Here is a 20,500-nt window from a genome sequence, read left to right as displayed (position 1 = left end):
GGGGCGGCGTCCTTCGTCTTATGAGGGGTCTCGCGGGGCGTCAGGCTCGCCGCATCCGCAGCGCCTCGACCGCGAGGGACTCGGTCGCGTACCGCCCGACCTCCTGCGCCCACGCGGGGTCGTCCCCGCGCAGCGCGATGAAGTCCTTGCGCTGCCGGCAGACGTAGCCGAGCACTGCGGTCCCGGTGGCGACCTCGACGAAGTCCTTCCGGATGTGCCGCGTCGTGACCCGCGCGTTCCGACGGAGCGTGTCGAGCAGCAGCTCGTTGCTCATCGACGTGTTGGTCACGGCGGCGAGCTCGACGATGCGGCGTGCGTCCCCGGTGGTGCTGGTCTGCGTGGCTTCGATGGGCTCGATCACGGTGTACCCCGTTCGGTCTGCGGTGGAGCGGTGGTGCTGGATCCGTCGATCGGATCCGGGAACGACACTATCGGCGGTAGGCCAACAGTCGGCTGAACGCGCACTGAACTGTGCAGAGGAACTGCCATGAGCCGGCTGAGGACGCCTTGTACCCCGACGCAGGCGGTCAGGCGATCACGCGATCAGGCGCACTGCTCGCCCTGTGCGGGCGTGGCGAGCTCGTCGAGGGAGTCCTCGATCCGACCGGCCAGGTAGAGGTAGCCCGCGTCGTTGAGGTGCTGCCCGTCCGGTGCGGCGTAGCTGGCGCTGTTCATCGCGGTGAACCACTGCCCGTCGAGCGGGTCCACGTAGGGCACACCCGCTGCCCGGGCACCAGCGGCGACCGCCGACGAGATGCCCGCGGTCGACTCGGCGCGGGGCTGGGGAGCGGAAGGGCCGACGGCGACGACGACCGCTCGGGGCCACTGCCGCTGCGCGGTGCGGAGGGTCCGTTCGACCCGGGCTTCGAGGGTGGCCGCACTGACGAGCCAGTCGTTCTGGCTGCCCTGCACGATCACGAGCTGCGGGTCGAGCGCGGCGCTCCGTTCGATGCGCGAGACGTAGTTCCACCGCGTGGAGTTCGTCGCGCCGGTGTTGACGTACCCGGTGCCGGGGACGCCGTCGATGGTGGCGTCCCACCCGCGTTCCGTCGCGAGGTCCTGCGCCCAGCCGTGCGTGCCGTCGTACGAGCCCCGCCCGGTCGTGTACGAGTCCCCGACGATGAGGACGTCCGAACCGCGCGAGATCGCTGCGGCGACCCGGGTCGCCGAGACGTCGGACGCGGCGGGCACCGACTGGCACGCGTCCGAGACGGCGGGGAGCATGACCAGGCACCCGGCGACGCCGAGGGCCATCGCGCCGAGCGCGACGGCGGGGATGACCCGTCGGGTTCGGCGTCGTCGTCGGACGGGATGCGAACGAGGACCGTCCGGCCATCCACCGTCGGTTCGTCGGGCCACGGCGAGGATTCTACGCGGTGGGCCCCGTGGGGCTCGAACCCACGACCCTCGGATTAAAAGTCCGGTGCTCTACCAACTGAGCTAGAGGCCCTCACCCGCAAGGCTAGCGGGTGAGGGCCTCGAGGTTCGGCTCCGGGGATCGCGGTCAGCCGCGACGACCCGTGAGCGAACGCAGGAGCCAGGCGATCACCGCGATGACGAGCAGCACGATGCCGACCCACAGCAGGAACTTCAGGCTCGCGGCGAAACCGCCGACGAACAGCAGGATGACCGCGATCACGGCCAGGATGATGAGCAGGGCGTTCATGGAGAGTCCTCTTCTTCACGTCCGGGAGGGGTGCCTCCCTGCCGGAGGAGCGTACGCCGGAACGGCTCGTTGCGTTCTGGGCGAACGAGGGGCTCCGAGTGTCGCCGGCCGCGCCTACACTGCTGCGGTGCCTCGCGATCACCACCGTCCCGTCCACTTCACCGACCAGGAGTTCGCCGCGATCCAGGGCGGCGAAGACCCGGCCGTGGTGAACCGCGTCGCGCACGAGACGGCGAACGCGCTGCTCCACCGCGTGCGCCAGGACCCGGACCCGGAGGTCGTCGAGCGGCTCGTGACCTACACGGACGTGCACGGCATCGACGCCATCGCCGAACTGTGGGCGCGCGTCGGAGCGCACACGCTGCCCGGCGCACTGTGGCGCATCTACCTCGTCCGCACGGTCATCCGGCAGAACCCGGACGAGATTGCCTACTTCTTCCAGCGCGGCACCGAGCAGGTCGGCACGATCGACCAGGCGGTCGCGGGGGCGGAGCAGCCCACGGGCCCGGCGGAGATCCTCACGCTCGCCGACCGCATCCTGCAGGGCCTCTACACGGGCGACCTCGCGGTGGCGCTCGACCGCGGAGCGGCCTTCTGCCGGCTCACGGCGGCCGGGGCGACCTCGGTCGCGGACGACTCCGACCTCACGGCGGGCGAGCGCGCGAGCGAGCGAGCGAGCGAACTGACGACGCGGGCGCTCCGCCTGTCCGAACTGGCGGCCGACCTGACCGAGGCGGCGGCGCTCTGGCGTCGCGACAGCCTGGACTGAGCGAGCGGCAGGGCGGACCCGCGCCGCGCCTCCAGGCCGAGGAGATCCCGGACGGACGCGACCAGGCCGACAGACGCCGGCAGAGGAAGACCGGGCCGCAGAAGCGCCTCTCGGCGCGAGGCCGCTCGGAGCGGCGAATTTTGGAGCCCGGGGCTTGCTGCGGCCCGGCGTCTGCGAGTCTACGAGACCCTCGCTGTGCGCACGACCCTGTTCACTGACGGTGGACAGGACCGCGCCCGGGCGTGTACCCGGAACGCGGGGTGAGAACCGCTCCAATCCGACGGACCGACCGTGCCGAATCATCACCGTGGCGGACGAACAGTCCGACACGAGGCGAGGGTCCCGTGAGACCCGGTCCGCTCCCTGGCGGTCAATTCCCTGCGGGTCACGCGGGCCCTCGTCCTGCACCGTTCCTGCACGTCCGGGCGAGCCCCGCTCCCGTGCATCGGCGCAGAACACACAGTCGATCGCAACCGAGAGGAGGGAAACCTGCAATGCTTGCCATCGTGGACAGCGACACCTGGAGCTCGACCGAGCCTGCGCAGGCGTCGCCCGACGACCTCCTCGCACGGGTGGCGACCGGCGACCAGGCAGCCTTCTCCGATCTCTACGACGCGTTGTCCGGCCGTGTGCTGGGCCTCGTGACGCGCCTCCTCCGGGACCGCGCGCAGTCGGAAGAGGTCGCACAAGAGGTCTTCCTCGAGGTCTGGCAGCAAGCCACCCGCTTCGACCGGAAGCGCGGGACCGCCGCCAGCTGGGTCCTCACCATGGCGCACCGCCGAGCGGTGGACCGGGTCCGAGCGTCGCAGTCGTCGCACGACCGCGACACGAAGATCGGCATCCGCGACTTCGAGGCCGGTTTCGACCAGGTGTCCGAGTCGGTGGAGATCCGGATCGAACACGAACGCGTCAGTCGGGCGCTCGGGAAGCTCACCGAGTTCCAGCGACAGGCCGTGCAACTCGCCTACTACGGCGGCTACTCCCACAGCGAGATGGCCGCACACCTCGGTGTCCCGATCGGCACCGTCAAGACCCGTCTCCGTGACGGGATGATCAGACTCCGCGACGAGATGGGGGTGACGTCATGACCGAACGCCACGACGACCCTGCCCTGCTCACCGGTTCGCACGCCCTCGATGCGCTGTCGGACGACGAGCGTGCCCTGTTCGAGACCGCCCTCTCCACCTCCCCGGAGCTGCAGGCCGAGACGGACTCGCTGCGCGAGACCGCACTGCAGCTCGCGTACTCGGTCACCCCGATCGAGCCGCCGGCGTCGCTGAAGGCCTCGCTGATGGCGCAGATCGCGTCGACGCCGCAGGCGGCGCCGATCGCGTCGGCTCCGGTCGCGTCGACTCCTGTCGTCGAATCGACTGCTCCTGTGGTCGCGACGGTCGACGATGCCGGCCAGGAGGCGCGGTTCACCCCCGCCACGCGCCGCACCCGGGCAGACGGTCCGGCAGCGGCCGCAGCTCGCCGCCGGTGGTTCACGCGTCCGGCAGCCCTGCTGTCCGCAGCCGCGGTCGCGGTGGTGTTCCTCGGGGTCGGACTCGGCGTCGGCACCTCGTTCGGTCCGTCGAACGGCCCCGGGACGGGCACCACGCAGGCGAGCAGCGGCCTCGACCGGATCTACGCCGCGTCGGACTTCAAGCGGACCACCGCGAAGGTCACCGGCGGCGGGACGGCCACGGTCGTCTGGTCGAACTCGCTCGGCAAGTCCGCCGTGATCCTCGACGGGGTCGCCGCGGCGCCGAAGGACAAGACCTACGAGCTCTGGTACATCGGCTCCGAGGGCACGGGCGGCAAGATCAGCTCCGCGGGCCTCGTGGACGGTGTCGCCGACGGCGTGCACTCGGCCGTGCTCACGGGCACGAAGCCGCACGGCGCGACGATCGGCATGACTGTGGAGCCCGCCGGTGGTTCGGAGCAGCCGACGACGACGCCGATCATGGCGGTCCCGACGGTCTGACGGGCTGTCGGCTCGACGCTGCAGCGCCCGCGCGTTCGTTCGCGCGGGCGCTTCTGCGTGTGCATCGTTCGACGTCCCACCTGTCGATCGACTGGTGCGCTGTCGACAGATGCGAGCGTGTCCGATGCGGGTGCACAGTGCGACACCGCACTCGTCGATCGACGGGTGCGGTGTCGCATGGCGTGTGCAGGCCGAGGCCCCCGCGGCCCCCGATCACCCGAAGCGGCCGGAGACGTAGTCCTCGGTGGCCTGGACGGACGGGTTCGAGAACATCATCGCCGTGTCGTCGTACTCGATGAGGTGCCCGGGCTGGCCGGTGCCGGCGATGTTGAAGAACGCCGTCTTGTCGCTGATGCGCGAGGCCTGCTGCATGTTGTGGGTCACGATCACGATCGTGTACTCCTTCTTCAGCTCCTCGATGAGGTCCTCGATCGCCAGGGTCGAGATCGGGTCGAGCGCCGAGCAGGGCTCGTCCATGAGGAGCACGTCCGGCTGCACGGCGATCGCGCGGGCGATGCAGAGGCGCTGCTGCTGCCCGCCGGACAGGCCCATGCCGGGCTTGTCGAGGCGGTCCTTGACCTCGTTCCAGAGGTTCGCGCCCTGCAGCGACCGCTCGACGACGTCGTCGGCCTCCGAGCGGGAGAGCCGCTTGTTGTTGAGCTTCACGCCGGCGAGCACGTTGTCCTTGATGGACATCGTGGGGAACGGGTTCGGCCGCTGGAAGACCATGCCGACCTGACGACGGACGAGCACCGGGTCGACGCCGGCGCCGTAGAGGTCGTCGCCGTCGATCTTGACCGAGCCCTCGACGTAGGCGCCGGGGATGACCTCGTGCATGCGGTTGAGCGTGCGGAGGAAGGTGGACTTGCCGCAACCGGACGGGCCGATGAACGCGGTGACGGTGCGGGGCTCGATCGTCATGTCGACGCCCTCGACCGCCTTGAACTTCGAGTAGTAGACGTTGAGGCCGTCGACCTCGATGCGCTTGGACACGGGGATCCTTTACGTGGGTTGGGTGGACGAACCGCGCTAGCGCGCGAGCTTGGGGGCGAAGAGGCGGGTGATGAACCGCGCGAGCAGGTTGAGCGCCATCACGATGAGGATGAGCAGCAGCGCCGCGGTCCACGCCCGGTCGACGAACGGCACCGGGTTGGCGCCCTGCTGCGAGTACTGCGTGTACGCGAACACCGGCAGCGTCATCATCGGGTTCTTGAACAGGTCGTAGTTCATGCTCGCCGTGAAGCCGGCCGTGACCAGCAGGGGGGCGGTCTCGCCGATGACGCGGGCGATGGAGAGCATGACGCCGGTGGTGATGCCGGCGAGCGACGTGGGGAGCACGACCTTGAGGATCGTGAGGTACTTCGGGACGCCGAGCGCGTACGAGGCCTCGCGGAGCTCCATCGGCACGATCTTCAGGACCTCTTCGGTGGAGCGCACCACGATCGGGATCATGAGCACGCTCAGGGCCACCGAGCCGACCAGGCCGAAACGGGCTCCCGGGCCGAGGAACAGTGCGAACAACGAGTAGGCGAACAGACCGGCGACGATCGACGGGATGCCCGTCATGACGTCCACGAAGAAGGTGATGCCCTTCGCGAGCGCACCCTTGCCGTACTCGACGAGGTAGATCGACGTGAGCAGCCCGATCGGCACCGAGATGAGCGCGGCGAACAGCGTGATCTCGAGCGTGCCGATGAGGGCGTGCAGCGCGCCACCGCCCTCGGAGATGACACCGCGCATCGAGTACGAGAAGAACTGCGCGTCGAAGCGCGCGAGCCCGTCCGCGAGCACCGTGTAGAGGAGCGACACGAGCGGCAGCACGGCGATGACGAAGGCCGTGATCACGAGCGAGGTGATGAGCCGGTCGACGGCCTTGCGCCCGCCTTCGACGATCCGCGAGATCACCACGATGAGGACGTCGAACAGCACCGTGCCGAGGAAGAGGGCCGCGACGACGTTGAAGTCCTTCACGGCGCCGCCGGCGTTGAGCAGGGCGAACACCAGGATCAGCGCGACCCAGGAGCCGAGGAGGAGCAGCCACGGCACGGACTTGTGCAGCTTGCCGTTGGCGTAGACGTTGCCGGCGACACCGGACTGACGGATGGCGAGGGACATCGGGTCGGACCTCTCAGCTCACGCGCGCACGGACGATGTACCGGGCGAGCATGTTGATGACCAGGGTGATGACGAAGAGGATCAGACCCGACGCGATGAGCGCGTTGAGGGCCGTGCCGGACGCCTCGGCGAACTGCAGCGCGATGTTCGCCGCGATCGTCGATGGGTTCAGCGAGGTGAGCATCTGGAAGGTGACGTTCGTCGACACCGACAGCACCAGTGCGATCGCCATCGTCTCACCGAGTGCGCGGCCGAGGCCGAGCATGATCGCGGACACGATGCCGGACTTCGCGAACGGCAGGACCGACAGGCGGATCATCTCCCACCGGGTGGCGCCGAGGGCCAGGGCGGCCTCCTCGTTGAGGCGCGGGGCCTGCAGGAAGATCTCGCGCATGACCGCGGTCATGATCGGGATGGCCATCACCGCGAGGACGATCGACGCCGTGAGGATCGTCCGACCCGTGCCGGAGACCTGCCCGGAGAACAGCGGGAACCAGCCGAGGTAGGTGTTGAGGAACACGTAGAACGGCTTCACGAACGGCGCGAGGACGACGATGCCCCAGAGGCCGTAGACCACGGACGGCACCGCGGCGAGCAGGTCGATGACGTACCCGAGGACCGGGGCGATCCGGCGCGGTGCGTAGTGCGAGATGAAGAGGGCGATGCCGAGCGACAGCGGCACGGCGATCACGAGCGCGATGAGCGCGGACCAGACGGTGCCGAAGACGAGGGGCCCGACGTAGTCCCAGAAGTTCGTGGCCTGGTTCGGCAGGTCGCCGACCTTGGCGCTGAACGCCGGGATGCTCTGCCAGACCAGGAAGGCGGCGACGAGGACGAGCACGAAGAGGATCAGTCCGCCGGCGATGACCGAGGCGGCGGAGAACACCCGGTCGCCGATGCGGACGACGGGCTTCGGCTTGGGGGTGACGGTGGCCCCTGGCTGGGCCGGTGCGGTCGTCATGGGACTCCTGTCGGAGGAACGCCGGGGGAGGCGTCGGGTTGGGGGTGTCCGGTGGTGCGACGTCTCCTCCGCCAGCGGGGGCGGAGTGGACGGGCGAGGGCCCGGACGCCGGTCGAGTGGGTGGGGACCGGCGTCCGGGCTCTCAGGGGGCCTTACTTGATGGAGGCGACGGCCTTCGCTGCCTTCGCGGCGAGGTCGGACGAGAGGGCGGCCGACTTGGCCTCCTTCGCGGCGGCGTCCTGCGCGTCCTTCGAGACGACGTAGTCGAGGTAGCCCTTCACGAGCTTGCCCTTGTCGGCGTCCTTGTACTCCTGGCAGGCGATCGCGTAGGAGACGAGGACCAGCGGCCACGCACCGTCGGCGGTGTCCTTGCGGTTGATGTCGATCGCGAGGTCGTTGTCCTCGCGGCCGGAGACGACCTCGGAGTCCGCGACGACCTTCGAGGCGCCGTCGGCCGAGATCTCGGTGGCCTTGTCGCCGACGAGGAGCTTGGCCTTGTCGAGGTCGCCCGCGCCGGAGTCGTCGATGTAGGTGATCGCGTTCGAGGCGCTGGCCATGGCCGAGGCCACGCCCGAGGTGCCCTTGGCGCTGTCGCCCACCTGGTACGGGAAGGTCTGGCTCGGCTCCTCGGTCCACACGTCGGCGGCGTTCGCCGACACGTACTGGGAGAAGTTCTGCGTGGTGCCCGAGTCGTCCGAGCGGTGCACGACCGTGATGTTCGCGTCCGGCAGGGTCGCGTCCTTGTTGAGGGCGGCGATCTGCGAGTCGTTCCACTTCGTGATCTTGCCGGAGAAGATGCCCGCGATGGTCTTCGCGTCGAGCGTGAGGTCCTTGACGCCGTCGACCTTGTAGGCGATCGCGATCGGGGAGATGTAGACCGGGATGTCGATGGCCTTCGAGTCCGCGGCGCAGAGGCTGAAGGAGCCCGAGAGCTCCTCGTCGGAGAGTGCGGCGTCGGAGCCGGCGAAGTCCGCGGCGCCCGAGATGAAGTTCTTGCGGCCGGCACCCGAACCGTCGGGCGAGTAGTTGACCGTGGCGCCGGAGGCGACGCTCTGGAAGCCGGCGGCCCAGGTGGCCTCGGCGGTCTGCTGCGCGGACGAACCCGAGCCGGTCAGCGTGCCGGAGAGCTTCGAGTAGTCCGTGCCCGAGCTCGACGTGGCGGACGCGCCGTCGCCTGCGTTCTCGTTCGAGGCGCAGGAGGAGAGCACGACGGCGCCGACGATCGCGATTGCCGCGACCGTGCCGATTCGCTTGATGTTCACAAGGGTCCCTTCGGGAATGTCATTGCAGGTGGGACCGCTGCTGGTCCCGCGGGCCGGTGCTGACCCGCGAGTGACTGTAGGGACGCGAAGTGACGGCAATGACGCGCATCGGTGAACGGGAGGTGAACGAGGGGTTGTCCCGGACGAGGCGCCGTGCGACGGCGCGCGTGCGGGTGCAGGATCGGGAACGCCGCGCCGTGCGAGCGCATGCGCACGCATGGAGATGCGGCGACCGGCCTGGAGGCGCGGGTCGTCCCTCGACGTCGGCCTACGCCGGGATGGTGTTCCGGTGGGTCTCGACGGCCACCAGTCGGCCGTCGGCGATGTGCATGACCGCGAAGTCCCCGACCGAGAGCATCGCTGCGCGCCGCAGGTCGAACCTCCCGCTGTCGTCGGCGGTCGCGGTGGCGATCCGGGCGATGATGTCCGGCAACACGGGACCGTGCGAGCACAGGACGGTCGACTTCGCCTTCTCGAGGCGCTTCTGGACCAGGCCCTTCACGTTCGCCGCGCCCCGGTCGTGGGCGTCCTGGCTGATGTCGGGCGTGCTGGAGACACCGAGGTGCGTCCGGTCGGACAGCGGTTCGACGGTCGCGAGGCAGCGGGCGGCGGTGCTGCTGACGATCTTCTTCGGGCCGAACGCGGCGACGGGCGACGCGACGGCCTTCGCCTGCGACCGCCCGACGGGCAGCAGCGGACGGGTCGCGTCCGGGCCGTCCCACTCCGAGCCGGGGACGGTCTTCGCGTGCCGGAGCGCGATGAGGGCGAAGGTGCGGTGTTCCCCGGCGGCGACGCGTTCGGCGAACCGGTCGAGGATCGCGACGTCGCGGTCGTAGGTCAGCCGGTGGCGGGCGTCGTCGAGCGTGACCCACTCGACCGAGGCGACCTCGTCGTTGGGGCGGAACGTGCCGGCGCGCTCGTACTCCTTCGAGGGGACGCGGGCGGACCAGTAGTGCACGACCTTGTCGCGACCGCTCGGCAGGACGTACTCGGCCGTGCCGAGCGGAGCGCCGAGGTGCACCCGGTACCCGGTCTCCTCCTCGATCTCGCGGACCGCGGTCGTCGGGACGCTCTCGCCCGGGTCGACCTTGCCCTTCGGGAAGGAGACGTCCTTGTGGTGGTCGCGGTGGATGAGCAGCACCAGCGGGACGCCGTCGCGTTCACGCCAGACGACGGCGCCGGCGGCGACGACGGGCCCGGAGGAGCCGCCGCTCACCGAGTGGAGCGCTTCCGCGCCGAGATCTTCCGCATGAGGACATTCTGCACGTCGTCGAGCGGTCGGCCGTCGTCGTCGGTCGACCGGCGCGTCCATTCGCCGTCGGACTCGAGGTGCCACGAGCTCGTGGTGTCCGCCATCGCCAGGTCGAACATCTCCTCGACCTCGTTCACGTGCGCCGGGTCGGACAGACGCACGAGCGCTTCGACCCGACGGTCGAGGTTGCGGTGCATCATGTCCGCCGAACCGATGAAGACGGCCGGGTCGCCCTCGTTGTGGAAGGCGAACGCGCGGGAGTGCTCGAGGTAGCGGCCGACGACGCTGCGCACGCGGATGGTGTCGCTGACGCCTTCCATGCCGGGCTTCAGCGAGCAGATGCCACGCACCCAGACGTCGATCGGCACGCCGGCCTGGCTCGCCAGGTAGAGCGCGTCGATGATCTGCTCGTCGACCATCGAGTTGACCTTGATGCGGATGCCGGAGGGCTTGCCGACGCGGGCGTTGTCGGCCTCGGTCTGGATCCGCTTGAGCAGGCCCTTCCGGAGGTGCAGCGGCGCCACGAGCAGCCGCTTGAACTTCTTCTCGATCGCGTACCCGGACAGCTCGTTGAACAGGCGCGTCAGGTCCTTGCCCACCGTGTCGTCCGACGTGAACAGGCCCATGTCCTCGTAGATGCGCGAGGTCTTCGGGTTGTAGTTGCCCGTGCCGATGTGGCTGTAGTGCTTGAGCGTGCCGCCTTCCTGGCGGATGACCAGCACGAGCTTCGAGTGCGTCTTCAGGCCGACGAGGCCGTAGACCACGTGCACGCCGGCCTTCTCGAGCTTGCGCGCCCACGTGATGTTGTTCTGTTCGTCGAACCGCGCCTTGATCTCCACCAGCGCGAGCACCTGCTTGCCGGCGGCCGCGGCGTCGATGAGGGCTTCGACGATGGGGCTGTCGCCGGAGGTCCGGTACAGCGTCTGCTTGATCGCGAGGACGTTCGGGTCGGCCGCTGCCTGCTCGAGGAACGCCTGCACGCTGGTCGCGAAGGACTCGTAGGGGTGGTGGACGAGGACGTCCTTCGCCGCGATCGCGCGGAAGAGGTCGGGCTTGGCGTTCGGTTCGCCCGGCTGGAACTGGACCGGGGTCGTCGGCACGTGCTTCGGGTAGTGCAGGTCCGGGCGGTTGATCTTCGAGATCTCGAACAGGCAGCCGAGGTCGAGCGGCGACGGCAGCCGGAAGACCTCCTGCTCGGTGATGTCGAGTTCGCGGACGAGCAGGTCGAGGGTCACCGGGTCCATGTCCTCGGTGATCTCGAGCCGGATCGGCGGACCGAAGCGCCGACGGAGCAGTTCGCGCTCGAGCGCCTGGATGAGGTTCTCGGCCTCGTCCTCCTCGATCTCGACGTCTTCGTTGCGGGTGACCCGGAACACGTGGTGCTCGAGGACCTCCATCCCCGGGAAGAGGTCGTCGAGGTGGTTCGCGATGAGGTCTTCGAGCGGGATGAAGCGCATGCGCCCCGAGTTGTCGTCCGGCAGTTGGATGAGCCGGGAGAAGTTCTGCGGCACCTTGAGGCGCGCGAACTCCTGCCGCTGCGACTTCGGGTTGCGGACGCGGACCGCGAGGTTGATCGAGAGCCCCGAGATGTAGGGGAACGGGTGCGCCGGGTCGACCGCGAGCGGCATGAGCACCGGGAAGATGCGCTCGTTGAAGTACTCGCGCATCCGGAGCCGGTCGGCTTCGTCGAGGTCGGACCAGTGCTCGATGTGGATGCCCGCGGCGTCGAGGTCGGGCTTCAGCGAGCCGATGAACGCCTGGGCGTGACGGTCCTGCAGCTCGTGGGCCTTCTTCGCGATGTCCCGCAGCACGTCGGACGGGGCACGGCCGACGTTGGTCGGCACGGCGATCCCGGTGTCGATGCGGCGCTTCAGTCCGGCGACCCGGACCATGAAGAACTCGTCGAGGTTGGACGCGAAGATCGCCAGGAAGTTCGCGCGTTCGAGGAGTGGCTGCGTGCGGTCCTCACCGAGCTCGAGCACGCGCTGGTTGAACCGGAGCCAGCTGAGCTCACGGTCGAAGTAGCGGTCGGTGGGCAGCGACTCGTGCTCGATCTCGACGACCTCGTCGAAGTCGTCGAGGTCCGGTGCGACGGAGTCGCCGTCGAGCTGCGGTTCGGTGTCCATGCCCACATCCTGCCACCCGGCCCCTGCGGTCGGAGGGACCGGGGTGGACGCTGTGGAAACCCGCGGTGAACACCGACCGCGGAACGGCGCCCCTCGTTCGGGGGGAGGAATCGTCACGATATACGTACGGTGACATCTAGGGTGGAAAGTGGGTATGGTGGGCCGCGTCAGAGCCTCCGGGGGGAATTCCACTGCGCGGGGGTGCAGCTACGAATGAAAGAGGTTCACCATGTCGCGTGTGCTTTCGACCGAACAGGCGAAGTCGGCCATCCGTCAGATCCAGTCCATCGTGAACGGTGGGTTCACCGACCAGATCTCGCAGCTCGACGCACAGGGCCGGATCCTGTCCGACTCGAACGTGTGGGACGGCCCGCTCGCGTCGACGTTCCGCGGTTCCACCTGGCCGGAGACCAAGGCCGCGCTGGACAAGGCGAAGACGGAGCTCGAGCAGCTCCGGACCCAGCTGGACAAGATCTCGCAGGACATCTTCACCGCGGGTGGCGGCGCGTAGCCACGGTCCACCGCCCGGGCCGCCGCACACCGGCGGCCCGGGCGTGCGCGGTCCGGGGCGGACCGCACGATCACGAACCACAGCAGCACCTCCGGGGGGAACGACCATGGCCCAGATCCACGCGAACACGGATCCGATCGCGTTCGACAACGGGACGGCCGACGCGCTGAAGAGTGCGTTGACCTCCGCGGCCGATGCGATCAGCGGGCAGGCGGGGTCACGGCAGTCGTACGTGTCCACCGCGTCGCAGGAGTTCCGCGGCCACTTCTCGCAGCTCTTCACCGAGAACGCGGCCACCGCCTCGGCGGACGCCGGGAAGATCGCCGACACGCTCCGCACCGTCGCGGGGTGGGTCGACAAGATGAAGGACGCCGCCGCGACCGAACGCGCGAACCGCAAGAAGGCCCGCGAGTGGCAGGAGCGCGAGGACGAGCGGAACGGCTTCCAGGACTTCTGGAACGACACCTTCCACTACGACCCGATGCCGCAGGTCGAGAACACGAAGCCGCCGTCGTTCGATCCGCCGAGCGTGACCGCACGGCCACGACGGACACCGGCCCCGGGCTCGGGCGGTGGCGGTGGCGGTGGCGGCGGCACGTCCTCTGCGCGGCCGGCCGACCTGCGGACCTTCGCGACCGGGTCGTCCGCCCTGAACCAGGCGCTCGACGGCAAGCCCGGCGTCCTGAGCGGCAAGCTCGCGGACTTCAACACGCGGTGCTCATGGGCCCACATCGACGCGGGCAGCGTCGTGACGGCGTTCCAGCAGTGGCTGACCGCGAACGACCAGGACGTGACGTGGGCGACCACGATCGCCGACGCCTTCGCTGCCGCCGGTGGCGAGGGGAACGTCTCGACAGTGTCGGACTCGGCGCTCGGGGCAGCACTCGCGGCTGCAGGCGTCTCGCAGAGCCGGAAGGACCTGCAGTTCGACCCGCCGACCGCCTACGGGGCGCAGCCGACCACGGGCTTCTCGATGGACCCGGTCAACACCACCACGGGCAACTTCCTCGAGCCCGAGCTCGACCTCGGCTTCTCGGGTGCATCGGCCTCACTGCAGGTCACCCGCATGTACAACTCGCTCGACGAGCACGTCGGGCTGTTCGGGCCGGGCTGGGCCTCGGTCCTCGAGACCCGGCTCGAGCTCGATGACGAGGGCGCCTCGTTCGTCGGCGCGGACGGCCGACAGATCCGGTTCCCCCGGGACGGCGAGGGCTGGGCCCGCGGTGTCGGCGAGAACCGCTGGCTCACGGCCGAGGGCGACCTGCTAGTCGTGCGCGACAACGACGGCGGACGACTCACCTTCACCCGTTCGGGCACCTGGGTCGGGTCGACGAGCGGACCCGGCACGGCGGTCACCGTCGAGCGGGACGACCACGACCTGATCGTGCGGGTGCGCCACGAGCGTGGCCGATCCGTCGACGTCGAGTACGTGGCCGATCGCGTCGCCGTGCTCCGAGGCTCGGACGGCCGCCGCGTGGAGTACGGCTACGACGACCGCGGCCGACTCGTGTCCGTCACGGACGCGGTGGGCACCCGGACGTACGGCTGGAACGACGACGACCTGGTCGTCACCGTCACGGACGCCGCGGGTGTCGTCGAGGTGGACAACACCTACGACGACGCTCGGCGGGTGGCGCAGCAGGTCAGCCCGCACGGCCGGACCGTGCGGTTCGCGTACCTTCCCGGCCGCGTGACGGTCGTGTCCGACCCGGACGGTTCGCGGTCGGACACGTACATCGCAGACGCGAAGGGGCGCCTCGTCGGGGTCGTCGACTCCGACGACCAGCGGCAGTCGATGAGCTACGACGCCCACGGCAACCTGGTCTCCGTGACCGAGCGCGACCGGTCCGTCACCGTCCACGCGTACGACGAGCGCGGGCGGAAGACCCGCACGGTCACGCCCTCGGGTGGCGACTTCACGTACGGGTACGACGAGCAGGACCGCGTCACGACAGTCGTCACGGACGCCGGCGCCGTCGTCGCGTACGAGTACGTCGGCGACGACCGCGATCCGTCGGTGGTCATCGACCCGGTCGGCGGCCGGACCGAGCTGACCTGGGACGCGGGGCTCCTGCGGCGTGTGGTCGACCCGACCGGCGTCAGCATCGACCTCGAGTACGACGCGTTCGGCGAGCTGATCGCCACGACGAACGCGCTCGGCGACACGGCGCGGATCGAACGGGACGGAGCCGGACGCCCGATCGCTGCCGTCAGCCCGACCGGTGCCCGGACCGAGTACCGCTACGACGCAGCGGGGCTGCTGGTGTCCCGCCAGGACGCCGACGGTGCCCAGTGGCGGTTCGAGCACACCGCCGGTGGCCGGATCAGCGCCGTCGTCGACCCCCTCGGCGCGCGCACCGAGTACACGTACGCGCCGAACGGTGAGCTCCGCACGGTGACCGACCCGCTGGGTCGGACCACGACGCAGAGGTACGACGACCAGGCCAACCTCGCACGGCTCGAGATGCCGGGTGGCGCGGACTGGACGTTCGCGCACGACGCGTTGTCGCGCCTCCAGGCCGTCAGCGACCCGACGGGCGCGACGTGGCGGCGTGAGTACGACGTCAACGGACGGCTCTCCGCCGTGGTCGACCCGACCGGTGTCCGGCGGGACTTCGCGGAGGACGTGCAGACCGGCGTCGCGTCGCTGCGCGACGCATTCGACACGGTGACCGTCCGGTTCGACGCCTATGGTCGGCCGGTCGAGTCGACCAGCGACGACGCGGGCTCCGAGCTGATCACCTACGACGCCGCGGGGCGCCCCGTGGAACTCGTCGACGGCGAGGGCGGGCTGACGCGGATCGAGCGCGACCTCGCCGGCCGGGTGGTGACGCTCACCACGCCGTCCGGGGCGCGGACGACCTACGAGTACGACGTCTGCGGTCGCCCGGCGGCGGCGACCGACCCGACGGGCGCGCGCACCACGCTCACCTACGACGCGGACTCGCGCGTCGTCCGACGGACCCTGCCCACCGGTGACGTCGAGCAGGTCACGTACGACCCGGTCGGCCGGGTGGTCGCGCAGTCGACGTCGGGTGCCGGCACCAGCCGGTTCCGCTACGACACAGCCGGGAGGCTCGTCTCGGCCCACGACGCACGGTACGGCCGTCGTCGGTTCCGCTACGACCTCGCTAACCAGCTCATCGAGACCGTCAACGGTCTCGGCGGGGTCACCTCCTTCACCCACGACGAGCGAGGCCGGCTCACCACCGTCACCGACCCCGCCGGCGGCGTGACCGTCCGGACGTACGACGACGCGGACCGCGTCACCAGCGTGACGGACCCGCTCGGCCGCACGACGACCGCCGAGTACGACGCGGCCGGCCGGCAGACGCGCCAGACCGATCCGGACGGCCGGACGACCTCGTGGTCCTACGACGCGGCCGGACGTCAGGAGCAGGTCGCGGTCGACGGCGCCGTCCAGTTCGAGCTGCGGCGGGACGCACTCGGGCGGAACCTCGTCGTCGCCGACCACACCCGCGGCGCCGGTCGCAGCGTCGAGCACGAACTCCACCACGACCGCCGGGGGCTCCTGGTCCGCCGCAGTCGCGGACAGGCCGCGATCGGGTGGGAGTACGACGCCGACGGGAACCGCACGGCCCGCATCGACCCTGACGGTGCACGCACCGCGTTCCGGCGCGATGCTGCCGGACGGGTGACCGCGGTCGAGCGCGACGGGCTCGGCGCCGGTGCCTTCGCGTACGACGCCGCCGGGCGCATCGTGCAGTCCGCGACCGGGGACCTCGTGCAGGCGTGGTCCTACGAGGACGGCGCCCTGGTGGCGCACACGACCACGACCCTCGACGGTGCTTCGGTGACGCGGATCGAGCGAGACAGCGGCGGGCGGATCACCGCGATCGACGCTGCCGACGGTCGCGTCGAGTACGGCTACGACGATGCCGGACAGCTCGTGCGGGCCGGAGACTCCACGTGGGAGTACGACGTGGCCGGCCGGTTGGTCTCCGAGACCGTCGCCGGCGTGACGACCGGGTACGAGTACGACGTCGCCGGGCAGCTCACCGCCTCGGTCCGGGACGGCCAGCGGACCGAGTACGTGCACGACGGCCTCGGTCGCCGGGTCCGCCGGACCGAACCCGACGGCTCCACGACCGAGTACGCGTGGTCCGCGCTGGGCTACCTGGCCGGTGTGTTCACGCGTGACGCCACCTACGGCGAGACCGGGCGGATCGACGTGTGGGCGGACGCGCTCGGCGAGCTCGCCGAGGTCGACGGTGTCGACGCGTGGTGGGACACCGCTGCTGCGGTCCCGACCCTCGTGTCGATCGCGGGGACGAGCGTGCTCGACCTACCCGGGGGCGTCACCGCCGTCGGGTCGGAGTGGGCGACGCAGGGGTGGCGTGACGCGCGGGCGACCGGTGCGTTGGACCCGTGGGCGGTGCTCGCCGGGGTGACCGGGGTGGGCCTGCCGGCGGGCGTGGGGCTCACCGCGACCGGTGGTGTCTCGATCGGCGGGCTCGAGTGGCTCGGGGCGCGGGTGTACGACCCGGCTGCCAGGGGCTTCCTGTCCGTGGACCCGCTCGCGCCGGTACTCGGGGCGGGGTGGGCCGGGAACCCGTACTCGTACGCGGGGAACGATCCGTTGCAGGCTGTCGATCCGCTGGGGCTGCGGCCTGCGACGGATGCTGACCTGCAGGCGTACCGGGATGCGCATCAGGGGGTGTTCGACAAACTCCGCGACTTCGCGGACGAGCACGCCGATGTCATCTCCGGCATCGCGGTCGGCCTCGGAGTGCTCGCCACCGTCGCAGCGCTGTGTACACCCATCGGTCCGGCGGTGGCGCTCGGACTCATGATCGGTGGGGGTGCGGCACTAGCCGGCGGTATGTCCATCCAGTCGAACAAGAAAAAGAATGGAAAAGTCGACTGGGGTGCAGTTGGCATCGATACGCTGATTGGTGGTGCATCCGCAGCGGTGGGCGGCGCTGCGTCCTTTGGCCTGTCGAAGGCAGTTCCTGCTCTCGGGCGTTCAGCCGTGGGCTGGATGGCCAAAGTGGGCGGTTCGCGCATCCTGGGGAAAGCCGGACAAAGTGCCATATCGAGTGGACTGCAGACCGCCGGAAGCAACGTGGCGGATTACGGCGTGAAGACCGGCTGGAAGGGTGACGCAGCAGGATACTGGAGGGCCGCCGGAGTCGGAACCGCCACCGGAGTCGGCTTCAGTGCATTGTCTAGCGCAGCTTCACCCAAGGTTGGGGGATGGGTCGCATCGAAGCTCAATCTGGACGGTGGGGGCGCTCACGTTGACGTTGATCGAATCTCGACTGCCGTCCAAAGCGTTCGCTTCGTTGTGTCGAAGGGCGTCGACTCGATCGGAGGCGGGCTTGGTTCGATGGCCAACGAGGCTGCTCGTCCCGGTGGCGACCCGTACTCGGCGGATAACATGACTCGCACATTCTGGAGCGGGTTCATCGGCGGGGGCGAGGGTCCGGATGTCCACAGCCCGACTGCGGCGCACAGAGGGTAGTGTCGCAGTGATGTCAACAACACCGAGCTCGAAGGCACCCCCACGGCGGAACGTTCGGAAAAGCAAGGCGCGAATCCTCAGAGAGAGAGTGCTCGCGATCGTCGTGCTTTTCGCAGTCGTTGGGCTGCCGGTTTTGGTGTTCGGAATCGGCCCTTCCGTATTGGTGTCTTATGACCGCGAGCATCGGATGGACTTATCTTGCCGAGTTGACTCAGCGAAGCCAAGCATTGCATCCTCGCGATCTCTCAAGGGGGCTGGTGGCTCAGAGTCGCAAGTGGTCTTTCGAACTGATTGCGGCACTCTTCTTTTCCAGGACGGAGTTTCTCGCTCGAATATGAGGCGCCTCGCGGATGAAGTATCTGTTGGCGAGGAGTATCACTTCTCTGTCGGCCAAGGCTCATACGGTCTGCGCTCGGCGCTACAGGTATTCAAGGTGGCGCCAGTTGCATTCAGCTATGACCGCGTCCATGAGTGACTGAAACGTCCAATTTTTTCGGTCGGTACTGGGCGCTCGGACACCGGGACCTCTGCTCTTCTCGAGCGAATCACGATGAAGGCATAGTTATCGGGCGCACGAGGGAGAAGCCGCCAAAGCGGCCTCTCGAGGAGCGCATCGGCAGCGGCCGACGTCTCGCCTCTGTTCCCCGAACGCATTCTCTGGGGGTCCTGTGTCAGTGCAGTTTTCGAAAGCGGACAAGCGCCGTTACAGCAGAGGTGCACAACGAGTGACGAAATCAACATCGACATCGAGATCGACTTCGCGACCGAGACGTAAGATGCCACGGCCCGTGGCATGGCTCATCTTTGTTGTTGCTGCTCTGATCATCCTGATCGTCACGGCGTTTTATCTCGTCGGACCGTTTGTTCTTTCTTCTTATGATGCAAAGCACAAGGTGCAGATCTCTTGCACAGTCGACCACGCGAGCAGCGGCGCTGCATCGGCGCGCTCATCCAGCGGAGTGAACACACTCGGACAGCTCCCAATCGCACATCCCCGAGCACTCTCCAGTGTCTTTGACTTCAGCAAGACGAACACCCGTGGACTCTGGGGTCCGCAGTGATCGGTGGCGCTGCCGATTGGGTCGAGGACGTCACTGGTGTAAAACAACTCCTGGGAGCAGATTGAGATGGTGGACCGCGAGCGAAAAGTGAATCGGACCCTAGATCGTGGAATACTACTGGGGTATCTTTCGGTCTTGATCGCCGTTCTGCTTGCCGCGGGTGCATGGACGACATCGGGACTCGCCCGTTCGAATGTCGCGGTCGCTTTGGCTACGGGATTTGGTGGCCTGGTGGTAGGAGTTTTGGCGGGGCGTGCGCATGCGCGATGGTTGCGAGGTCTCCTGTTCGCCTCTGTGCTCGTGGGTTTGCTGGTTCTGTCTTCGATTGCGGAATTGGGCGGATCATACCAATTCGCGTGGCTGTTCTCCGCGATCAGCGGTCTGATCATCGCGAGGCGTGAATGGCCGTGGTGGCGTCGCTCAGAAAAAAAGCGGAACTAGCGCTATGAAGGACCTTGGGTACAGACTGTCCTACCGTGCGTTTTCGTGCCCGTCGGAATGATTGACAGCTGGAGGAGTCATTTCCCACACACGACCGCCGTCCGCGCATGCCGCGAGAGGCAAACGATTCCTTGCAGTCGTCCTTCTTGCGTTGATTGTCTTGGTACCCGTCGGGATCATCGGCGGCGGGACTGTGCTCAACGGCTATGGCGCAGCGAACCGCTTGCATCCGACTTGCACGGTGCGTTCAGTACACAGCAGTATCGACTCGTCACGGTCGTCGAAAGGTGTTGGATCCTCCACGGCGCAGGTGGTGATCGAAACGACTGATTGCGGAACCTTGGTGTTGCTGTGGGGTGTCACCCGCGAGAATCAAGAGAAGGTGGCCGCGAGTATCTCTCCGGGTGACCGGTATAAATTCGACGTCGGTGCAGGGTCGTTCAAGATGCGTGACTTCCTGTACGCCATCAAGCAGGCGGGCGGCGGTGCGTCGGTCACGGCGGCAGAATTCAGCCGTGGAACGGAGTGACCGGAAGGGGCATCGACGAGGAGACGTTGCAGGATGACGATGGGTTGGCTGCCCGTTCATGGACGGTTCCACGCGTTTTCACAACTTCAGCAGCAGACGATCATCGAATCGGCGCACGAATGAGCGACGCTGACACATTTTCAAGCGCGGGTTCAGTCGCTGATCAGCGTTCACGGCCGTGTCGGGCATGCCGAAGAGCGTTGTTGGGAGCCGCGGCGCGAACGCGAGTTGAGTCTCCAAGGTTCGCATCGGTCCCGACGCGGTCCGTCAGTTTCGTCTGCGATTGCAATCGATCGCGCGAAGTTGCGCGCGCCCGCGCGGTCATCCTTCTGGGAGCCCGCGCACCCAGTGCTCGA

The 20,500-nt window shown here is 68.5% G+C and carries 16 protein-coding genes and 1 tRNA gene; 7 read left to right on the top strand and 10 right to left on the bottom strand.

Annotation, left to right across the window (positions count from 1 at the left end):
- Positions 1-40 precede the first annotated feature (40 nt).
- The 4 genes from FS825_RS04915 to FS825_RS04900 form a co-directional block, all read right to left on the bottom strand.
- On the bottom strand, positions 41-361 hold the full coding sequence (locus FS825_RS04915) for a hypothetical protein (RefSeq protein WP_144711379.1): 321 nt from the start codon (positions 359-361) through the stop codon (positions 41-43).
- A gap of 182 nt (positions 362-543) precedes the next feature.
- Positions 544-1,359 (bottom strand): SGNH/GDSL hydrolase family protein, encoded by an 816-nt coding sequence (locus tag FS825_RS04910; protein ID WP_144711378.1) that lies wholly within the window; start codon positions 1,357-1,359, stop codon positions 544-546.
- A gap of 18 nt (positions 1,360-1,377) precedes the next feature.
- Positions 1,378-1,450, bottom strand: a tRNA-Lys gene (locus FS825_RS04905).
- 54 nt (positions 1,451-1,504) lie between these two features.
- Positions 1,505-1,666 carry a DUF2207 domain-containing protein gene (locus FS825_RS04900; RefSeq protein WP_138801981.1) on the bottom strand — a complete coding sequence of 54 codons (162 nt, stop codon included), beginning with the start codon at positions 1,664-1,666 and terminating at the stop codon, positions 1,505-1,507.
- A gap of 127 nt (positions 1,667-1,793) precedes the next feature.
- On the opposite strand from FS825_RS04900, the gene FS825_RS04895 reads away from it, so the two are divergent.
- From FS825_RS04895 to FS825_RS04885, 3 genes are all read left to right on the top strand, one after another.
- A complete protein-coding gene (locus FS825_RS04895) occupies positions 1,794-2,435 on the top strand; it encodes a DNA-directed RNA polymerase subunit beta (protein WP_144711377.1) in 642 nt (213 codons plus the stop codon).
- Between the two features lie 494 nt (positions 2,436-2,929).
- Positions 2,930-3,523 carry an ECF RNA polymerase sigma factor SigK gene (sigK, locus tag FS825_RS04890; protein ID WP_144711376.1) on the top strand — a complete coding sequence of 198 codons (594 nt, stop codon included), beginning with the start codon at positions 2,930-2,932 and terminating at the stop codon, positions 3,521-3,523.
- Positions 3,520-4,401 (top strand): anti-sigma factor, encoded by an 882-nt coding sequence (locus FS825_RS04885; RefSeq protein WP_144711375.1) that lies wholly within the window; start codon positions 3,520-3,522, stop codon positions 4,399-4,401. The genes sigK and FS825_RS04885 overlap by 4 nt, the downstream gene beginning before the upstream one ends.
- 213 nt (positions 4,402-4,614) lie before the next feature.
- On the opposite strand, the gene pstB is transcribed toward FS825_RS04885, so the two are convergent.
- The 6 genes from pstB to FS825_RS04855 form a co-directional block, all read right to left on the bottom strand.
- Positions 4,615-5,394 (bottom strand): phosphate ABC transporter ATP-binding protein PstB, encoded by a 780-nt coding sequence (pstB, locus tag FS825_RS04880; protein WP_144711374.1) that lies wholly within the window; start codon positions 5,392-5,394, stop codon positions 4,615-4,617.
- Positions 5,395-5,430: 36 nt separating this feature from the next.
- On the bottom strand, positions 5,431-6,516 hold the full coding sequence (gene pstA, locus FS825_RS04875) for a phosphate ABC transporter permease PstA (protein ID WP_144711373.1): 1,086 nt from the start codon (positions 6,514-6,516) through the stop codon (positions 5,431-5,433).
- A gap of 13 nt (positions 6,517-6,529) precedes the next feature.
- The gene (pstC, locus tag FS825_RS04870; RefSeq protein ID WP_144711372.1) at positions 6,530-7,477 is read right to left on the bottom strand and encodes a phosphate ABC transporter permease subunit PstC; all 948 of its coding nucleotides are present in this window, start codon (positions 7,475-7,477) and stop codon (positions 6,530-6,532) included.
- Between the two features lie 152 nt (positions 7,478-7,629).
- On the bottom strand, positions 7,630-8,739 hold the full coding sequence (locus FS825_RS04865; RefSeq protein ID WP_144711371.1) for a phosphate ABC transporter substrate-binding protein PstS: 1,110 nt from the start codon (positions 8,737-8,739) through the stop codon (positions 7,630-7,632).
- A gap of 268 nt (positions 8,740-9,007) precedes the next feature.
- Positions 9,008-9,955 (bottom strand): NUDIX hydrolase, encoded by a 948-nt coding sequence (locus FS825_RS04860; RefSeq protein ID WP_260981022.1) that lies wholly within the window; start codon positions 9,953-9,955, stop codon positions 9,008-9,010.
- Positions 9,952-12,117: an RNA degradosome polyphosphate kinase gene (locus tag FS825_RS04855; RefSeq protein WP_144711369.1), complete on the bottom strand. Its 2,166-nt coding sequence runs from the start codon at positions 12,115-12,117 to the stop codon at positions 9,952-9,954. The genes FS825_RS04860 and FS825_RS04855 overlap by 4 nt, the downstream gene beginning before the upstream one ends.
- A 229-nt stretch (positions 12,118-12,346) precedes the next feature.
- Here FS825_RS04855 and FS825_RS04850 point away from each other — a divergent pair, with 229 nt between their 5' ends.
- From FS825_RS04850 to FS825_RS04835, 4 genes are all read left to right on the top strand, one after another.
- Positions 12,347-12,628: a hypothetical protein gene (locus FS825_RS04850; RefSeq protein WP_058740961.1), complete on the top strand. Its 282-nt coding sequence runs from the start codon at positions 12,347-12,349 to the stop codon at positions 12,626-12,628.
- Positions 12,629-12,734: 106 nt separating this feature from the next.
- Positions 12,735-18,113, top strand: a complete 5,379-nt coding sequence (locus tag FS825_RS04845) for a DUF6531 domain-containing protein (RefSeq protein ID WP_144711368.1) — start codon at positions 12,735-12,737, stop codon at positions 18,111-18,113.
- Positions 18,114-18,901: 788 nt separating this feature from the next.
- A complete protein-coding gene (locus FS825_RS04840; RefSeq protein WP_144711367.1) occupies positions 18,902-19,174 on the top strand; it encodes a hypothetical protein in 273 nt (90 codons plus the stop codon).
- 754 nt (positions 19,175-19,928) lie between these two features.
- A complete protein-coding gene (locus tag FS825_RS04835; protein ID WP_144711366.1) occupies positions 19,929-20,144 on the top strand; it encodes a hypothetical protein in 216 nt (71 codons plus the stop codon).
- Positions 20,145-20,500: the final 356 nt, after the last annotated feature.

Source organism: Curtobacterium pusillum (assembly GCF_007680845.1).
Taxonomy (GTDB): Bacteria; Actinomycetota; Actinomycetes; order Actinomycetales; family Microbacteriaceae; genus Curtobacterium; species Curtobacterium pusillum_B.
Note: the sequence above shows the minus strand (reverse complement) of the source record. Positions and strands in the feature narration are given on the sequence as shown.